Source organism: Paludibaculum fermentans (assembly GCF_051172195.1).
GTDB lineage: Bacteria > Acidobacteriota > Terriglobia > Bryobacterales > Bryobacteraceae > Paludibaculum > Paludibaculum fermentans_A.
Genome location: NZ_JBPJAQ010000002.1, coordinates 1,285,048 through 1,302,168, shown reverse-complemented (window position 1 = coordinate 1,302,168; position 17,121 = coordinate 1,285,048). Strand labels below are relative to the sequence as shown.

The following is a 17,121-nucleotide window of genomic DNA, read 5'->3' as shown; positions in this document are numbered from 1 at the left end:
TCTCTCCGGGATAACGCGCCGTCGCAATTCTCACTACAGTGCACGAAAGAAGGCCAAGACAGTTTTATTGGCATCAAATCCGCTAGATCCTGTGCGCGAAAGTGCTATCAGGTGAGTAATCGTAAGTCCTAACCCTGTATGCGTAGCCGAATATTATTGTCCAGATGCATTCGATTCACTGCTGTCCAAGACTGAAGAGACCTGTCTCATCTGGTGTTGAATCCAAAGGGTTGGCGGAGCGTTCGGCGCCGTGCTTCTTGACAAGAGCGGCAAACTCATTGCGAGGGAAGCGGTGCAGCAGTTGATTGAAGAGGCTGGCGGTTTGTAGGATTGTCTTGCCCTCCTTGGGTATGGTGCGGGCGCGGTCCTAGTGCGAAAACGAAACTGCGCCACCGCCTAATTGTAGGGGGCACCTCTCTCAGCCGTCCAACCGGGCCGGATTGGGGATTCGCGAATCTATCTTGGACAGGAGTGACCTCGCATATTCCACTCATGTCCTGGTCTGGGCATACCAACTTGCACTGAGCCGGACTGGTGATTGGTGTCCAATTGGGCAGCGACTCCAAATGTCACCCCTTCAACTCGGTAGTCCGTCTTGAAGAGCCACCGCCCTCGTTCCGCATCATCAAGCGAAATCTCAACGGCATCTGCGGACGTTGCTGTCCAAGATCACTCTTGTTCAGAATATTTTCTCGCCCAGCGTTTTGGACCGGCCGGAGCACCCCCCCAGCGCTGGTGGCTGGGCCTGAATGCCTCCGAAACGGACCAATATCGGGGTCTCGGGGGATTTGGAGGCCGCTGAAGGTGGCAAGCCGCCGTCCGCTGTTTTGGACGGGGTTGTGAATGTGACGGAGACCTCATTTCGGCTGGAAGGGATGCTGCGATGAAAACGGATGACTTTACCCGCCCAAGGCGCCGACCTTCAGCTTGTTTTGGACGGCAGTGCATTCGATTGCTCAATTATGCACAGAACGGTCTGTACACTAAGAAATGCCTAACTGTTTTGATGCCCCACGAAAACAGTATTAGTGCCAGGGGCTCCCTTTGCCAGAATGCCTGAAGTTACCCCGCCTTTTCGATGATCCGGAAGATCGGCGCCCCATACTGCTCCACCAGCCTCAGGCTCATCCCGGGCACCTCCAGCAACTCCCTGGTCGTCTGCGGCCTCCTGGCCGCTATCGTCTGGAGTGTGCGGTCCGTGAGAATCCTAAACGCCGGGAGGCCCTTCTTCTTCGCCTCTCCTAAAGCGCCAGGCTTTCAGGGCGTCTTCCAGTTTCAGGTTCCTGGCGGGCGGCGGGGTCGCGGCCCTGGGGGCGGAGGCGGCGTGCTCCACTTCCGCGGCTGGGCGCTTGGGGGGCTTGGTTTCCGATTTGGACGTCGACCTGGGTTTGCGCTCGCGCTTGGGTTTGGACTCGCCCGCCTTGGCCGCTGGCCTTGGTGCTCTCGCCGCGGCTGCGGTGGTCTTCTTGCGACTGCGTTTGGCTCTGGGGATTGCTTCGATTTCCACCGGCAGGCGGAGGGCGGCTACCGCGTCTTCGGCCCAGCCGGCGTCGGAGATGCGGACTCGGCGGAATTCGATTTCCTTGCCGTCCTTGGTGAACGAGGTGTCCGTGATCACGATCAGGCCGCTGCGGGCCATGGCTCCGATCAGTTCTTCAAAGGTCCGGCGGTCCAGGACGGCGTCGGGGAAGACCTGGGTGTAGAGGCGGCCGGCGGAGACGGCTTCGATTTTCTTCAAGGCCTCGAGGATTTGGGTGGCTCTGGCGGTTTCCTTGGGGGTGGCTTCGCGGAGCTGCTGGGCTATGGTTTCTTGGGGCGAGCAGATGTCGCAGTGGCCGCAGCGGCGGTTCAGGTCCTCGCTGTCTCCGAAGTAGCGCAACGGGGCCAGCATGCGGCAGGAGGAGACTTCGCAGTACGAGAGCTTCTTCTGGAACTGCGCCATCTTGTGCTCGCGCTGCTCGATGTAGGATTCGCGCCATTGGACAGCGCCATCGGACAGAGCCGAGGCTGAGGTTTTCGGCGTAGTCGATGACCGCTCCGCCATGGATCCAGAGTCTTTCCATGGCGATGTCGAATTCGTCCTCGGCCACGGACTCGGCCATGCGGACGCGGGCGCGGACAAGGTCCTTGGGCTGGGCGTCGGGGGTGAGCGACACCAAGTCCCCGACATTGGCGCTCTCTATCTGACTGGGAAGCAGGAATTTCCGAGCCGGCTCCGATACTGATGCCGTTGGTGGATGGGCTGGCGGCAGCATGGGATTTGAGGCCTGCCGCGGGCAGAACTGGTGGTTCAGTTGGATGCCGGGACACCGGCGCGGAAGACGACGTACTCGTCCTCCCGCGCGAATGCGGTTTCTTCCCCGTTGACCCTCACAACGACTGCGTTCGGAGCCCACGCCCGGATCATGCCCTGTACGCTTCCGGTCAGATCGAGCGTGTTGCCTTCGTCGATCCAGTCAAGCTCGGCAGATCCGGCTGTTTCGAGTTCCAGCATTTTCCGCGAGCGGGCCATGACCAAATTGCCGTTGCAGATTATGGCGCTGACCGGATCGGAATTCCGCGTTCGCAAAAACGATAGGGTATTGGCTGCATCTAATCCGATTGTGTCTTCAAAGCCGGCGTGCACGATGCTGTAGAGGCCCGGTCCGGTTTCGAACGAACGGATGGCGGACTGCACCTGATAGGGCTCCATCAGTGAAACGAAGCGGGTTGCCCACGCCTGCCGTCGTGCGAGTAGAAACGGAGCGCTCGGCGTGAGGTCGTTGGCCAGTCCATAGCCGGTCATCACGACGGTCGCGGGCTCGCCCTTCATCCAGACACGCAAGCGGGACGAAGTCCGCTCAAAGTCCTCGACCACGCTCGGGCCGGATGGGAACTCGAGGGAGATGTCGTCGACATAGATGGCTCCAGTTCGTGCCTTGCCGCGCGCAGACAAGATCTGGGGGCTGACGGTCAGGACGGGCAAGTCGAAGATCGCGTCTCCGGAGCCGCTGCTGCTGTTCGCGGCAGGCGACCCGCTTGGGGGTGGTCCTCGAGTGGTTCGTGGAGGTGGACCTGAGCGGGCTTCTCGTTTACCCGGCAGCGCCGAGGATCGATTCCATCGCGGCCCAATTGAGAGGAGGGACTCGGCTTTGGGTCTCGATTGGCGATCTGTCCCACTGGCAATTGTGGTTGCTGGAATGTGAACTCAGGAATACGTGACGAACGGAGGAGTGGCTGCGGGGGCGACTCTATGTTGCCGTATCCAAGGTGGTTACATGGCAGGAAGAGGGCTTGGGGCGGGCCGTATTGCATGATCTTTGAGAACCAGTACAACTGCTGTGCTCGGAGGTAAGTCTTTCTTTTTCTATTTGTTACGAGAAGGTGCACGCCAGGCTGTCCCCCATGCCGATGGGGCGATCCCACCTCTGGACGGCGATCCGCTCTGTTCAATCGAATCCCATGCGGGCAGGCCTGGTGGAACAACAGGTCGACTGGTCGAGTGCCGAGTCGCGTTTCAGTGGCCACGACCGTCGCCGACTCCTGGATATGGAGTTCTTTCGACGGTCAGGGGGGGCGAGCATTGGGGCGAATTGTCTGGGATGCCGTTGCCGGAAGCGGAGTATCGCCGCCTTCGAAAGTCGACACACGCCGGGCAACCTCTTGGGGATGAGATATTTCTGGAGATCATTCGCTATCAGCAGCAGGCCCGTAACGCGCCTACTGGCGAAGTCGCACGTGACCATCACGGTGAGGAACTGGCCTTGGTGGCCGGCTGTTGGACCGGCGATGGGGGTTTGCGCTCCCTCTCTGTGAGCTTGCACTCGTGCGGAAATAACATGAATTCCGGATGCCCTCTTGCCTGGGCCGGGGTGGAGATGATCCGAGAGCGGACGCCTCTTCGAATCGCGGCTAGCAGGCTGAGCTTTGCTGTCGCTTTGCTACTCCCATCGCAGCGCGCGCACCGGGTCCACTTGCATCGCCCGCCTCGCGGGGGCTGCGCTTGCCAGCACCACCGCGGCGCTCAGCAAGAGCACCACACTGCAGTACGTTCTCGGGTCCAGCGGATCGATACCCGGAAGAGAGTGGGCCAGCAAGATGGATAGGCCAGTTGCCCCGCCGATCCCCCACCCCAGTCCCCATACAAGTGCGCGCGCGCTGGAACCTAGCACCAGGCGCACGATTTGCGGGGGCTGCGCGCCCAAGGCCATCCGTACTCCAATTTCCCGCGTGCGCTGGCCCACGACGTAGGCGAACACTCCGTGCATTCCCACCGACGCGATCGCCAGGGCGAGCAGGCCAAGGAAACCAGCCAACTCAGAGCCGTAAATGGAAGGCTGCAGCTTGCGGCTGAAACTGGCTGTCAGCGGCTCCGCGCGAACCTGTGCTCGCGGCTCGATTTCCTTAACGATCGCCGTGATGCGGTCTAGCGAAGCGGCTCCGCGATCATGCACCACAACGGATGGCGGTGCCCAGCGACCGGTTATCGGATAGTAGATGACCGCCTCGATAGACGAGAGATCGTTGGTGTATACGTCGGAAATTACGCCGACAATCTGCCGCAGCTTCTCGTCCGCCAGTACGGTTCTGCCCAACGGGCTCTGTCCGGGCCACCACCGCTTCGCCGCCGCTTCGTTGATGACCACGACGTCCCGCGCGGTGTCTTCGGGAACAAAGTTGCGCCCGGCGAGCAGGCGCATCCCCATCGCAGCCAGATAGCCACTCGAGATTTCGTTGGAGAAGATATGCAGCAGTGGAGCTCCCGGCTGGCCTGTCACCTGGAACGACGTAGTGTAGTTCGTGTTGCTCAGCGGTGGATTGAGCGCGAGCCCGCACGCCGGCAGGTCTTCCGAGTGGTCGAGTTGCGCCAGCAGATTCCGAGTCAGTTCCATCGTGCGCGGGCCGGTATACTGGCTCGCCGGTAAGTCAATTGACAGCACGGTGGAGTTTTGGACGTCGAATCCCGGGTCCAGCGCTTGCGCGCGCTGCATGCCGCGAACCAGGAGTCCTGCGTTGGCCAGCAGGATGACGCTGATCGCAACCTGCACGGAGAGCAACATGCTGCGCATCGGCAGTCGAGCGTGCTGTGCACCTTCTGATCCCGCTCCGGCCTTCAATGCGGCGGAGATGCCGCCAACACGTGTCCCGTGCAGTGCCGGCGCCAGACCGAATGCGAGACAAGATAGTACGGCCACCGCCATCGTGTAGGCAAGGACGTTCAGATCTGGTGTCACATGAAAAGCCTGATTTTCCGCCAGACGGCGAAGCACTGCGGCTGGAACGACCGTCGCCATTGCCAGACCCAGGCCCGCCGCCGCAGCAGCCAGCATCATGCTCTCCACCAGGAGTTGGCGAATGATACGAAGCCGGCTGCCGCCGAGCGAAAGCCGCACCGCCATTTCCCGGCGACGCGCGGCCGCCCTGGCTAAGAGGAGGTTGCCAATGTTGGCGCAAGCCAGCAGCAAGACCAGCGTGACTGCGAGAAACATTGTCAGGATCATGGGTACGACTTGCCGCTTCTTGCGAGGAGTATCGATCCATGATGTCCCGGACGCAATAATACGGGGTTGTTGCGGTTCCATCTGGTTATGGAGCCGGAACTGATCGAGCAGAATGGCGAGTTCGGCCTGCGCCTGCGTTCTCGTGACGCCCGGCGCCAACCGGCCGGCCATTGGTGTGCAGCAGGAGGTGGACGAAGTGAGCCAGCTTTGGACCGACGGGTCGTTTGGCCGCAATAGTTTCCTGGCCGGCAGGGGCGTCCAGATGTCGTTTCGCAATGGGCTCGTGCCGGTGAAATCGACAGGCGCGACGCCAACGACCGTAAAGGGAATGTCATCCAGCCGGATGACCCGGCCTACGATCCGCGGGTCCGCGCCCAACCGGTTCTGCCAGAACTCATGACTGATCACGGCTACGGCCGCGGGGGCGCCGGTGAGATCTTCCTGGTCCAGGAATCCACGTCCTCGCTCCATCTGAACACCCAGAACGCCGAAATAATTGCCGCTGACATACGTGAGTTGCTGGAGGTTGTCCTGCATTTTCACCCGCTCGCCATTGCGGACCGCGAAGAGTCCGCTGAAGGACCGGGCATACTGTGCGAGGTAGCGGTACTCTGCGATCCCAAAATCCCCCCCGCCTTCGCGGACAAAACGGTTCACCATAACCACCCGTGACGGATCATGAACGGGCCAGGGCTGCAATGCGACTGCGTTGAAGATGGTAAAAAGGCTCGTATTGAGCCCGATCGCGCTTCCCAGTGCCAGCAATGCCGTGACCGTGAAGGCGGGTTCCCGCCGCATTGCGCGAAATGCGTACACCGCGTCCTGACACAGGCTCTCCAGCCATGGCCAGATCCAAACGGCCCGCGCGTCCTCTCGCGAAAGCGTTATGTTTCCCATAACTGCCGGCGCCTTTCCGTGATCCGCCAGCATAGCCCGGTGGAATTCCATCTCTTCGGCTAGCTCGGCCTCCATTTTGTGGCGGCGCAGCCAATATTGAAGACGGCGTAATAGCTTGAACATGGTGTCTCCGTCAGGCGGTCTCAAGCACTCGTCGTATCGCGGCGACCATGCGTTCGAAATCGGCCCGTTCGACCGATAGCTGCTTTCGCCCTGCCGCAGTGAGCGTGTAGTAGCGGGCGCGGCGGTTGTTTTCGGACACGCCCCATTCGGCTGTCACCCAGCCGTTGAGCAGCAGCCGCTGGAGCGCGGGGTAGAGCGAGCTCTCGCCAACGGTGAGGACCTCTTCTGAGGTCACCTTCAGCATGTGGGCGATGCCATAACCGTGCATTTTGCCCCGGACGAGCGCCTTCAGGATGAGTAGATCCAGCGTGCCAGGGAGAAGTTCGAGCTGTTCGTGTCGTCCCATCGTCTATCGATGGAAGTATGCCCATAAATGGATTGTCTGTCAAGTCCCATCGTTTGTCGATGTGTCGAGCGGGGGATTCGGTTTGAACAGCTCGATCGGCTCGATCCGCTTCATTAGTTTCGCGTGGTTTCGCTCGTTGGTTGAGGTGGGATCAGGCTCGTGCCCAGAGAACAGAGATTCCTCCCGGGAGGTAGCGCAGCGTAGATCGATCCAGAACGTGACGGCGCTTACGAATAGTGCTGCCGTGAGTCGAAGTGCATGACCCCTGACCCAATGGGCGTACCGGTCCTGACACCGAAACGTGGATCGCACATGCGATCCCAGCAAGTTCAACGACCGACTCGGGATAACCGGGAACTCGGAATAACGTGGTAAAAGCCGTGGGGCTCGCGGGATTTCGACCAAGGACTGCCAGGATGTTTGGCATTCGAGCGCACGCCTGGAGACATGACCGGTGCCACGACTGCCGCTGAGGGCTCGCGTATTACTGGCGGTGGAGTTTTCTGAGTTTCGACGAGGCTAGGCTGAAGCCCAGCGCAGCATAAATGCCACCCCACAAGATCCAGGACTTGAGGTTAGGTCACACTGGCCCTGAGTATTCCGGCGCACTTGGAGTCTCGGATTCTGCTCCAATCCGGATCTTCGGGAATGGGACGCCGCGGAATTGAACCAGAAGACCGTTGCCCGATTTGGCTGGTGGAGGAAGAAGGTGGGCAGCCGGATTAAAGACGTTGGTGACGGTGCGCGCCTGAGCGCAGCGCGCCGGCCCCCGTTCGCGGCTACCACTCCAACAACGGAGAGAAGTCGATATCCGGCCGGTCGTAGGTGCGTGTTCCGGCCCCTGTATCGGTATAGTCTTTCCGCCAGTAGTAGTTGTGGCCCGACTCCACCTTCCAAGTCTCACCGGTGGCTGGATCTACCACGTCCGTGAGGCCCAGGATGTTGTTTTCGGTCCGGCGGCTGGTGGTGTCCCACATCTGCTGCCGCCGCCAGTAGGCGTCGTCCAGAGTCTGCGTCACCATGGCGTGCGACTCGGCCACCAGCGTCGCCTGCCGCGCATTCAGGTGGCGCTGCCTGGCCAGCCAGCCTTCGTTAAAACGGATGGTCCTGGCCATCGTCCCAAACGCCTCGAGCGCCCAGGGAATCGCTTCCGGCGCTGCCAGGAAGGATCCCAGGTAGGGCACACTCCACATGCCGATTCCGGACGCCACAGCGCGTTGCGTCCCGGCGAAGACATACCCCGCCATTTCGCGGCCCTGCGCCACACAGAGGAACGAGACCGCGCCCATCGTCAGTTCCTGCTCCAGAATGCCGCCGCCGATCTGGCTGAAGAACTGACTGATCTGGCGTGCGATCTGGGGATGTTCGCGCCGGTCCACAATCCTGAGTTGCTGGCATTGCCGGCCATAGCGCAGGGCGGCGTACTCGGCGGCAAATTGCACCGCGGGTATGTACCGGCGCACCATCATCTTCACTCCGAACGGTGACGGGTACCAACTGCCCTCGCCGAATCCGGTCGACGCCAGCGTGCGGTTCGGCAGGGTGAAGGGAGGGATATTCTGGTCGCCGGCCGTCACGATGACGCGCCCATCCGGTGATGCCATCTCCACCCCGGTCCGCGTATCCACCGGCGCCAACCGGTGCATACCGCCGTTCACACTCCACCCCCGCGGCACCTGGAAGGAGAAGGCTCCTTCTTTGGGATCTTCCCAGCGCAGGAAGGCAAGTGCAGGCAGTCCGCCTGCCGGCACAGCTTCCCGGGTGAAGCGGAAAGAGCGCAGCACAGCCACCAGGACCGGCAGTTGTGCGGCATATCCGGCCTGGCCCGCAGCCACCGCATACAGCATCCCGGCCATGCCATCCACACTGCACAATACGGTCGCCTGGCCACGTCCCTGATCGAAGCGTATCGACGCCAGCATCTCGTCGGGCGCCCGGCTCAACTGCCGGCTGCGGCCAACCTGCGCGGCCGGAAATAGACCTGGCAGGTAGCCCGGCAATTGTTCGATGAACTGCCGGGCCGGGACCCGGGCCCGCAGACGGAACGGATGGACCAGGACGAATGCCCGGTCATCCCCGGCGCGGACGACAATCTGCGCCCCGGGGCGAGCCTCCACCTGCCACTGCGGCGGCAGGTCCACGCTGAATCCCGAAGGATCGCTGTGCCGCCTCCAGCCTGCCTGGACTGTCTGCTGCCCGCCGGGCGACGATGGCAGGTCCTTCGCGGAGACATCCCAGCCGCCGCCCCGCTTTGTTTGTGGTTGTGACGGAGCCGCCAACCCGGCGGCCGCCAGTAAAACAGTAGAGAAAACGATTTTCATCTCCTGTTACCTGGTTTAGTATCATAGAATGTTCGGCGCCCGGCATGGGATCCACTTCATCCTGGCGGCCTGCTTCCTGACGGCCCCAGTCCTCGCACAACGCATCTATCGCGACCCGGAAGGGATCTACACCTTTACCCTGCCCGACGGGTGGCGCGTGACCGAAACCAGCCGCGGCGCCGTGCTGCAGGGGCCAACGGCAGGCATGCTCATCGCCGACGGTCCGGAACGGCGCGCTGAGAATGTCGTTGCTTCCTTGCAGGAGGCACTCTGCAAACAGTGGCAGGACTGCAAGGTGGTGGACCGGGGGAACAGCCTGGCCGGCGGCATGATCTCGCCCTGGAGGCTGATTTCCGGGACCGTCCCGCAAAAGGGCACGCTCTACGCCCGCCTGCTCTGCGTCAGCGTGGGCGAGGGCATCGTCTCTCTCATAGGAACATCCGCGCAGAAGGACTTCCCGGCGATGAAGCCCGTGTTCGAGAGCGTCGAGCGCAGCCTGACCATCAGCCAGGAGGCGATGATCCGCAAGCGGGAGCACCGTGAACGGGAAACCGATGAGATCCTGGCGGAAGGGAGCCGGCCAACTGCGGAGGTGGCGCGTCCGGTAGCCCGGCCACCAGAGGGTGCGGCCTACCGCGACACCCGAGGCCGCTTCTCGCTGCAACTACCGGCCGGTTGGCAAGCGCGCGAGGTGGGGGACGCGACGGCAGTCTCTCGCGGAGAAGCATCCATGAACATCCTGATCGCGGATGGGTCCCAGCCGCCCCGGCAGGTGGTGGCGAATCTCGGCCGCCAGATGGGTGAGCAATGGAAGGGCTTCCAGCCGGTGCAGAGCGGCGACTGGCAACTGGGGGGAGCCCCTGCTGCGTTCGGCGTCTACAGCGGCGTCAACCCGCGTGGTGTGCAGGCCCTGGCCCGCATCGTGGCGGCGGCCGCCGGGGGACGGAACTATGTGCTGATCGCGTCCGTTCCGCGCTCGGACTGGGATTCCCTGAAGACCGATCTGCAACGCATGGAAGATTCTTTCGAAATGGGCCCGGCCGGCGGTTCCACACCAGCTTCCGGCGCCACTCTCGGGCTCCACAGCCGCGACCTGACGCCGCGGGATTCAGCGGCCAGCGGCGTCGCGCAAGGCATCATCGTGGGTGAAGTGGGCCCCGGTTCGCCGGCCGCGGCGGCGGGCATCCGCCCGGGTGACATCATCATTTCGTTCAATGGCCGCGCTCTCTCCAATACGCAGCACCTGGTTCGATTGATGAGCGAGCGACGCGCGGGAGACATCGTCGAACTGGTGCTGATCCGGAGTGGCGCTCCGGTAAAGGTTTCTGCGCGTCTGGGCGACCGGCGCGAGGCCCGATGACGGCGTGTGGCAGCGGTCGCACCGCCGCCGGTAACGGAACGGAAACTCAGGGCGATTTCGAACTGAGGACTGGTGAGCCAGCAACCGGCGGTCGCGGCCGCCCGCTGAAAATCTTCATGGGAAGGAGACCCCACGGGCGGCGGGCCTGCGGCGGAACGGCATGAGGCGGCCGTTGGCTTCCGGTACACGATCCAGATTGACGTGGAGCGTGCCTTGGTCACTGGTCTCGTCCGGGAGGAGGAGGAATTCGCGGGGATCGGTGGTGCTGAGTGTTTGCGACGGAACGGGCGTGCCTTCGCGATCCAGGCTGAGGCCGTGGGCGGCCAGCGGGCTGACGGGCGCGGTGAAGCGCACGCGAATGGCGCGGCGGCCGGCCCACACGAGCTCGGAGACGGACTCCAGATCGGAGGAGCCCAGTGCCGGCGCGGCTCGGAAGGCGAGGTCCTGGCCAGCGAACTGGCGGCCCTCGAGGCTACGCAGGGCGCTGCCGGCTGTGAGGACGTAGGCGGCTCCGGACTCCAGCGGCTGTGCCGGCCGGAACTGGACGATGCCGCCGTCACGCAGGGAGACCTCGCCCGGCACGAGGCTGGCGCCGCGGCGCAACCAGACGGACTCTGCGTTCACGGAGGAGGGGTCGAGCTGGGCGCTGAGTTCGAACTCGAGGATGGAGTCGACCGGAGCGGTGGGCAGGAAGCCCCTGCGGGTGAGTTCGAGTGGCGCAGCAAGCGGGGCAACTCCCTCCACTCTCAGGCCGATGGGCCACATGCTGCCGGGGTTGAATAGCTGCCCGTCTGGATCCTGGGCCGTGCCGAGGAGGAAGACTTTCACCAGGGCACCGGGGCCGAAGGGCGCAGCGGGATGGAAGCGATAGGAGCGATCGCCGGCGAGCACCTCGATGGAGCCCGCGGTGTTCTGGCCATTTTCGGTGACACGAAGGGCGGTCAGGACGGTGGCAGGGTCCATGGGACGGTCGAAGGTGACGGTGATCTGGGTATCGGCCGGCATGGACCAGACGCGGGCGGGTTCGGTCAACTGGGCGGTGGGCGCTCCCGTTGGCGCATTTTCGCCGGTGTTGTATTCGAGGACGAAGGGCTCCAACGGGTTGTCGGCGTTGTCTCGGATGTCGGAGGAGCCGGCGAAGGTGACGCGTGAGTTGGGCGGCGGTTGGAGGTTGAAGCTCACGCCGCGGAAGTCCTTGGAGAAGGTGCCGGTGACGTTGGCCCTGGTTGCTCCATAGAAGACCTGGAGCGCGGTGCCGGACACAGAGACAGGCTTGGAGAAGCGGAGGGTGACGGTGGCGCGGGCGCCGGGGATGGTGGAGCCCGCAGGCGGCTCGACGGATTGAAGGACAGGCGGAGTGGGATCGTGGACCGCGGCGGTCTTGAAGCCGACGGTGACATCCCGCTCAAGTTTCGCGCCGGTCCAGGACGAGAACGTGGGCAGGCCATAGTGAGTGGTGGGGAACAGGACGAGGCTGATGCTGGAGGCGGCGGGCCAGGAGGGCGCGGCGGTGAGGGTGAAGACGGAGCCGCTGGTTTGGGAGGTGAGGGTGAAGGGCATGGCGCGGCTGGTTTGGGGCCCAAATTCAACAAAAGTGAAGGGCAGCAGCGGCTGGTTGAAGGTCATGCTCCACGGAGTATCCGGGGAGACACCGGCATCGCCATTGGCGGGCGAGGTGGAGGTGAGGCGCAGGGGGGCGGGCTCAGTAGCGGAACCGGTGGTGAAGGTGGCGCTGGAAGCTGCGACTTCATTGTCGAGAGCATCCCGGAAGGCATCGACCTCGATGCGGTAAACAAGGTTCGGCTTCAGCACACGCGATAGGGTGACCAGGCCACCCACGGTGAAGTTTCCATAGGTGGAGCCCAAGACAGCGGGCACCAGCACGCCATTCTCATACAGCCGCACGGCGGGCATCGCCAGAGGCAATTTGCTGAACGTCACCTGCATCTGAACATTGAGTGGGACGCCGGTGGAGCCGTCCAGCGGCACAAACGTCAGCCTGGAGGGTGAGAGATCGGGCGAGTCAGAAGGTATGAACGAAAAGGAGTTGGGTGACAGCGAGCCGCCAGCCGAGCCGGTTACTCCGGCGAGCGAGAGTGAGTAAGTGGAGCCGAGCACGAAGGGCTTGCGGGGGGTGATGGTCAATTGCATGCGATCGTCCGACCACGTGATGCCGGTGGGAACGGGGAGATTGGAACCCGTGGAGGAGGAATCGTAGAGGGTGAGCCGCTGCGGGTCGTCGAGCAGCGGCGTGATGTCTATGGGCCGCGAGAAGCGTGCGGTGAGCGGCGAGGCGACTGACTGGAAGCGGTAGACCACGGTGGTGACGGGTTCGTTCATGCTTTCCCCGGTGACGAAGGAGACCACGGCGCCGCCCACCAGCGGATTGCCCGAGGAATCCCGGAGGCCTTCGACGATCAACTGGTAGGGGGTGAGCGGGTCGAGCAGGTATTGCGGGGCGAGGGTGATGCGGTTGCCGCTGGTGGACTTGACAGCGAGGGGCACATCCCCGCTGGCGGTGGTCAAGCGGACCGGGCGCAGGTCTTCGCTGCCAAGCAGCTTATTGAACAGCAGAGTGAAGACGGAGTTGAGCGGGAGGCCCTGCTGTCCGTCGAGGAGGGAGACGGCGCGGAGGACGAGCGGGGTTCCATCGCTGTCGAAGCCGGTCCGGAAATAAGTGGAGGCGCCTGAGGAGGGATTCCCGAACCAATCGGCTACGCGCGGGCTGAGGGAATAATCTTCGCCGCGTTTCCAGCCGGCGGCGGGCATCATGTAGAGGGACCGGAGGTCGGGGCTGAGGCTCCAGGGGAAGGCCTGGTAGGAATAGGAGAAGCCATCGCTGGCGGCCGGGTCGAGGGGTTTGTCGAACGTGAAGACGGCGTTGACCTGGGGATCCAGGTTCGAAATCACGTTGGTGTAGAGCAAGGTGGGGGCTGTTACGTCGACGGAGTCTCCGGTGGTGAAGGACCAGGTGATGGGCGGGATGGCCCGGCCCAGGCGATCTTCGAGACCAGTGATGGCGACGTCGACCTTCGAGTTGGCCGGAAGCAGGGAGAGCGGGGCGAGGGTGAGGCGGTCGCCAGGCGCGGGTTGAAGGAGGGTGGCCGGCAGTTTGACGCCGTTGGTGGTGAGGGTGACGCCGGCCTCGGTGGCGCTGACGGAGTTGATGTCGGCGGAGAAGACGATGGAGACGCGGGCGTTGAGGGCAATGGCGGCGCTATCAGGCAGGGGCGAACGGTAGAGCGGCTGGGCCGGGGGCGTCTGGAGGGCCGGGCGTACGACGGCGGTGGGTGAACTCCAACTCAGGGTGGAATCCGGATTTGAGGTCAGGCTGATATAGGCACCCAAGGGCGGCGAGGAGCGCGGCACGAGGCGGACCACGTTCGGCCGCGGGCGTAGCTCGTCAAAGGGGAAATCGAAGAGGGGATTGCCGGCTTGCAGCCGCACGGGACCACGGCCAGCGGGGATGTCCTGATTGAACTCGACATCGATGACGGCGTTGGCGGGGTGGGGATCGCGCAGGGAGGTGCGGAGCACCTGGAGGCCACCGGGAACGGCAGCGGCGGTTGTGAAATAGGAGTTGTTATCCAGCGCCAGGATGGACTCCACCTGCATCACCCGGATGACGCTGGCGGCCGGCCAGGGTTGCGCGGGCTGGAAGGTGGCGAGCAGGCCGTCGCCGGAGACGCGCCAAACGCCATCCGCGCGGCCGTTCGGGGTGACGATCCAGACGGCCCGATTGAGCTGGCCGGCCTCGACGGGCCCCGACAGATAGAGAGCGAAGGAGGAGCGGACATCGACCTGGTCCACTCCTCTGCCGGGCCAGGACCTGGAGATGGAGGGCAGGCGGGCAGACACGCCCTGGGTATTGAGGGGGAAGCGCGCGGTGAACGCCTTTGCGGGATTGCCGGAGAGGTCGACCAGGGCCGAGGTGACGGCCAGCGTCATGGGCAAACCGGAACCCGGGATGCCGGCATAGAGATAGAAGGGGAGGATGGTGGCGGTGGTGCGGTCGTCGCTCCAGAGGATGGTGGGGGTCCAAGTGGAGCCTACCTGGGAGGCAGTCAACCCGCCATTGACCTGGCTGGCGTTGAATACCGGCTTGGAAAAGGTGAGGCGGATGGCCTGGCCGGGGCTGAGGGGGGTGCCATTGGCGGGCGACAGGGAGACGACCTCAGGGCGATCGGTATCACCCGCGGAGGCGGCGAGAAACAGGTTGGAGTAAGCAGTCGAGCGACCCCATCTGTCCTGAACGTTGACGGAGAGTGAGATGTCGCGCCGGGCGGGCCAAGGCAGCAAGGGCGTGACGCGAACAGTGGAGCCGGAGGACTCGACGCGGACCGGATGAGGAAAGGTAAGGTAAGTGTCCCCCTGCCGGGCGGCGACGGAGACCGTGGCGGTGGCGACACCGGACGCCAAGGGCAGATTGAATTCGAAGGTGAGCGGATCCAGCGGTCCGACGGCACCGGAATCCAGGTTGGTGCTCACCAGGCGCGGATAAGCAGCGGGGGCGGTGGGATCGGCGGCGGTCCTGAAGTGGATCTTCCGGGCGGGCATGACGTTGCCAGCGAGGTCGGCGACACCCACCAGTTCGATGTCGTAAGCCGTGGCCGGGAGGAGAGGGGTTTCGGGTGTGAACTCAAATATGTTCGGCGCCGCCTGACTGGAGTAGTAGGGGGAGCTGAACAGGAGTTGTCCGGCCACGGCCTGGCCGTCCCTGGTGAGGCGTACCGCGTTGGCGGGCGTCATCAGGCCCACGGGTTCGCTGAGGATAAAGCGCAGGTTCCCCTTGGTGGAGACATCGACATCGCCTTCCATGGGGGAACTGGCCACCAGGGTGGGCGGATCGGCGTCGATTTGATCGTTGGTAGTAAAGGACAGGGATTGAGTTTGATCAAACCCAGCGACATCCAGGAGGGTGGGCAAGACCAGGTTGAGTTTTGCCCAGGCGGGCAGGAGATCCCCGGGTGTGACCACGAGAGTCCGGCCGTCATCCTGAAGGGTGGCGGTAACGGCCCGCGGCGCGCAGGAAGACGAGGAATACACGCACTGGTTGATGGCCGTCACCAGCAGCGGCGCAAACGCGGGCAGGCGGCTGGCAGAGCGGAGAACGACCCGTGCGTTCCTGGGCGCCTGCAGATTCCAGGGTCCCAGTTGGGCCGAGACAGTGGGCGCTGGATCGGCGGCTGAGGAGGTGGTGAAGTCAGACGTCATCTCCTGGATGACAGCCACGCCGTTGGCATCGAGCAGGCCGGTGGTGATCCGCACACGATAGGAGGTATCGGGCAGAAGGGTGACTCCGTTGAGCCGGACGAGCGCGCTGGAGACAACGGGCTGGACAGGGAGACTCACGCCGTTGGACTCCAGTACGATGGCGCCCTGCTGTGCTGAGGCGTAGTCAATGGGGCGGTCAAAAAGGAGCTGGATGGCCGAGTTGGTGGTGACGCCGGAAGCTCCGGATTCGGGAGCGATGCCGAGGAGACGGGGACCGCCGGCATCAGTGACCAGCGAGGTGAGGAAGCGGAAGGAAGTGGCCGTTCCGGCGCCGGGATTGTTGTTGAGATCCCTCACCGAGTTAGGGGCAAATTGGATCACGATTACGGGCGGAATGGAGTCTGTGAACTGAGGGCGGATCACGATGCCCTGGCGATCATCCATCAGACTGGCGGAGACCGCGCCGACGGGGTTGCCGACGCCGTTGACGAGGGAGACGACCCCCTGTGATTTAAGCAGTGGCTGATCGAAGCGCAGGGTGAAGGGGCCAAACGGGCTGGTGTCCCTGGCGGCGGGATCGGGCGTAACGGAGATGAGACGGGGGCCCTCGGTGTCCAGATCGGGTCCGGTGGTGAACTGGAAGGTCCAAGTCTGCGGCGTGCAACCGGTGACTACGGTGTATTGGGTGGAGGGCAGAAGCGGAGCTTGCGGGATGAAGATTTGCTCAGAGGAATTGCCGAAGGAGTCGCCCTGTAAGCCGTATAGATACTCGTCGGCGGCGCCGGCGCGCGCGAGTTTGAGACTGCCGCAGTATTGCCCGGGCACCGGTAGCTGGCGCAGCAGGATGACGGTATTGCGGGGGACTCCCGTCGCGCCGGGGGCTGGATACTGGCTGGCGAGGAAGGCAGGCAGGGGTTGACCGGACAGCGTTAACGACAGCAGGAAGAAGGAAGAAAGAGCAAGGCGCCAATAGGAATTCATACAAAAACCGGACCTTTGTGTGGGACCGAGACCGATCGCGCCCGCCGATGCGAGTGCGAATCTTCGCATTCTAGCAGATAGTAATTTTTTGGTTTTCTACGGTGGTGATAAGAAGATCGGAATTGTCGCGTGGAACTCGAATGCTGTTTCACTTTGGATTGAGGTTGGTTTCCGGGCATATTGAATGGGGGCGGAGGCGGAATTACTGGGGCTTGGGGATTGATGAATTGTTGGTGGGCGTTGTGTGCGGCGGCGGAGATGCAGGGTATGGGCGGTGGCGTTGGGGAGTTGGGGGAGTATCCGCTCCGGTGAAGATGCGTTGGTAGCCCGTCGCTCTTGCTTCCGGGACTGGGGCTGGGTACGAGGCTTCCTTCGCTTGGGCAGCCCGGAGGGGCAGGC

9 protein-coding genes are annotated in these 17,121 nt (G+C 63.3%); 1 reads left to right on the top strand and 8 read right to left on the bottom strand.

The window, feature by feature from the left end:
- Window positions 1-175: 175 nt before the first annotated feature.
- The 7 genes from ACR9Y2_RS31890 to ACR9Y2_RS31860 form a co-directional block, all read right to left on the bottom strand.
- Window positions 176-331 carry a DUF4372 domain-containing protein gene (locus ACR9Y2_RS31890; RefSeq protein WP_435046350.1) on the bottom strand — a complete coding sequence of 52 codons (156 nt, stop codon included), beginning with the start codon at window positions 329-331 and terminating at the stop codon, window positions 176-178.
- A 731-nt stretch (window positions 332-1,062) separates the two neighbouring features.
- Window positions 1,063-1,179 (bottom strand): HRDC domain-containing protein, encoded by a 117-nt coding sequence (locus ACR9Y2_RS31885; RefSeq protein ID WP_435046349.1) that lies wholly within the window; start codon window positions 1,177-1,179, stop codon window positions 1,063-1,065.
- Window positions 1,180-1,207: 28 nt separating this feature from the next.
- Entirely contained in the window at window positions 1,208-2,044 is an 837-nt protein-coding gene (locus ACR9Y2_RS31880) for a RecQ family zinc-binding domain-containing protein (protein ID WP_435045923.1), read from the bottom strand.
- A 246-nt stretch (window positions 2,045-2,290) separates the two neighbouring features.
- A complete protein-coding gene (locus ACR9Y2_RS31875) occupies window positions 2,291-2,965 on the bottom strand; it encodes a hypothetical protein (protein ID WP_435045922.1) in 675 nt (224 codons plus the stop codon).
- A gap of 955 nt (window positions 2,966-3,920) precedes the next feature.
- Window positions 3,921-6,500 carry an ADOP family duplicated permease gene (locus tag ACR9Y2_RS31870; protein WP_435045921.1) on the bottom strand — a complete coding sequence of 860 codons (2,580 nt, stop codon included), beginning with the start codon at window positions 6,498-6,500 and terminating at the stop codon, window positions 3,921-3,923.
- A 10-nt stretch (window positions 6,501-6,510) separates the two neighbouring features.
- The gene (locus tag ACR9Y2_RS31865) at window positions 6,511-6,846 is read right to left on the bottom strand and encodes a PadR family transcriptional regulator (protein ID WP_435045920.1); all 336 of its coding nucleotides are present in this window, start codon (window positions 6,844-6,846) and stop codon (window positions 6,511-6,513) included.
- A 779-nt stretch (window positions 6,847-7,625) separates the two neighbouring features.
- Window positions 7,626-9,167: a hypothetical protein gene (locus tag ACR9Y2_RS31860; protein ID WP_435045919.1), complete on the bottom strand. Its 1,542-nt coding sequence runs from the start codon at window positions 9,165-9,167 to the stop codon at window positions 7,626-7,628.
- Window positions 9,168-9,195: 28 nt separating this feature from the next.
- Between ACR9Y2_RS31860 and ACR9Y2_RS31855 the strand changes: the two genes are divergently transcribed.
- Window positions 9,196-10,527, top strand: coding sequence for a S1C family serine protease (locus tag ACR9Y2_RS31855; protein WP_435045918.1), 1,332 nt, complete (start codon window positions 9,196-9,198; stop codon window positions 10,525-10,527).
- Between the two features lie 114 nt (window positions 10,528-10,641).
- Here ACR9Y2_RS31855 and ACR9Y2_RS31850 read toward each other — a convergent pair whose 3' ends face one another.
- Entirely contained in the window at window positions 10,642-16,722 is a 6,081-nt protein-coding gene (locus ACR9Y2_RS31850) for an Ig-like domain-containing protein (RefSeq protein WP_435045917.1), read from the bottom strand.
- Window positions 16,723-17,121: the final 399 nt, after the last annotated feature.

Bases quoted from the DNA above. Each gene is read 5' to 3' on its own strand.
- ACR9Y2_RS31880 (WP_435045923.1), bottom strand. From the start codon at position 2,044: ATGGCGGAGCGGTCATCGACTACGCCGAAAACCTCAGCCTCGGCTCTG.
- ACR9Y2_RS31870 (WP_435045921.1), bottom strand. From the start codon at position 6,500: ATGTTCAAGCTATTACGCCGTCTTCAATATTGGCTGCGCCGCCACAAA.
- ACR9Y2_RS31865 (WP_435045920.1), bottom strand. From the start codon at position 6,846: ATGGGACGACACGAACAGCTCGAACTTCTCCCTGGCACGCTGGATCTA.
- ACR9Y2_RS31860 (WP_435045919.1), bottom strand. From the start codon at position 9,167: ATGAAAATCGTTTTCTCTACTGTTTTACTGGCGGCCGCCGGGTTGGCG.
- ACR9Y2_RS31855 (WP_435045918.1), top strand. From the start codon at position 9,196: ATGTTCGGCGCCCGGCATGGGATCCACTTCATCCTGGCGGCCTGCTTC.
- ACR9Y2_RS31850 (WP_435045917.1), bottom strand. From the start codon at position 16,722: ATGAATTCCTATTGGCGCCTTGCTCTTTCTTCCTTCTTCCTGCTGTCG.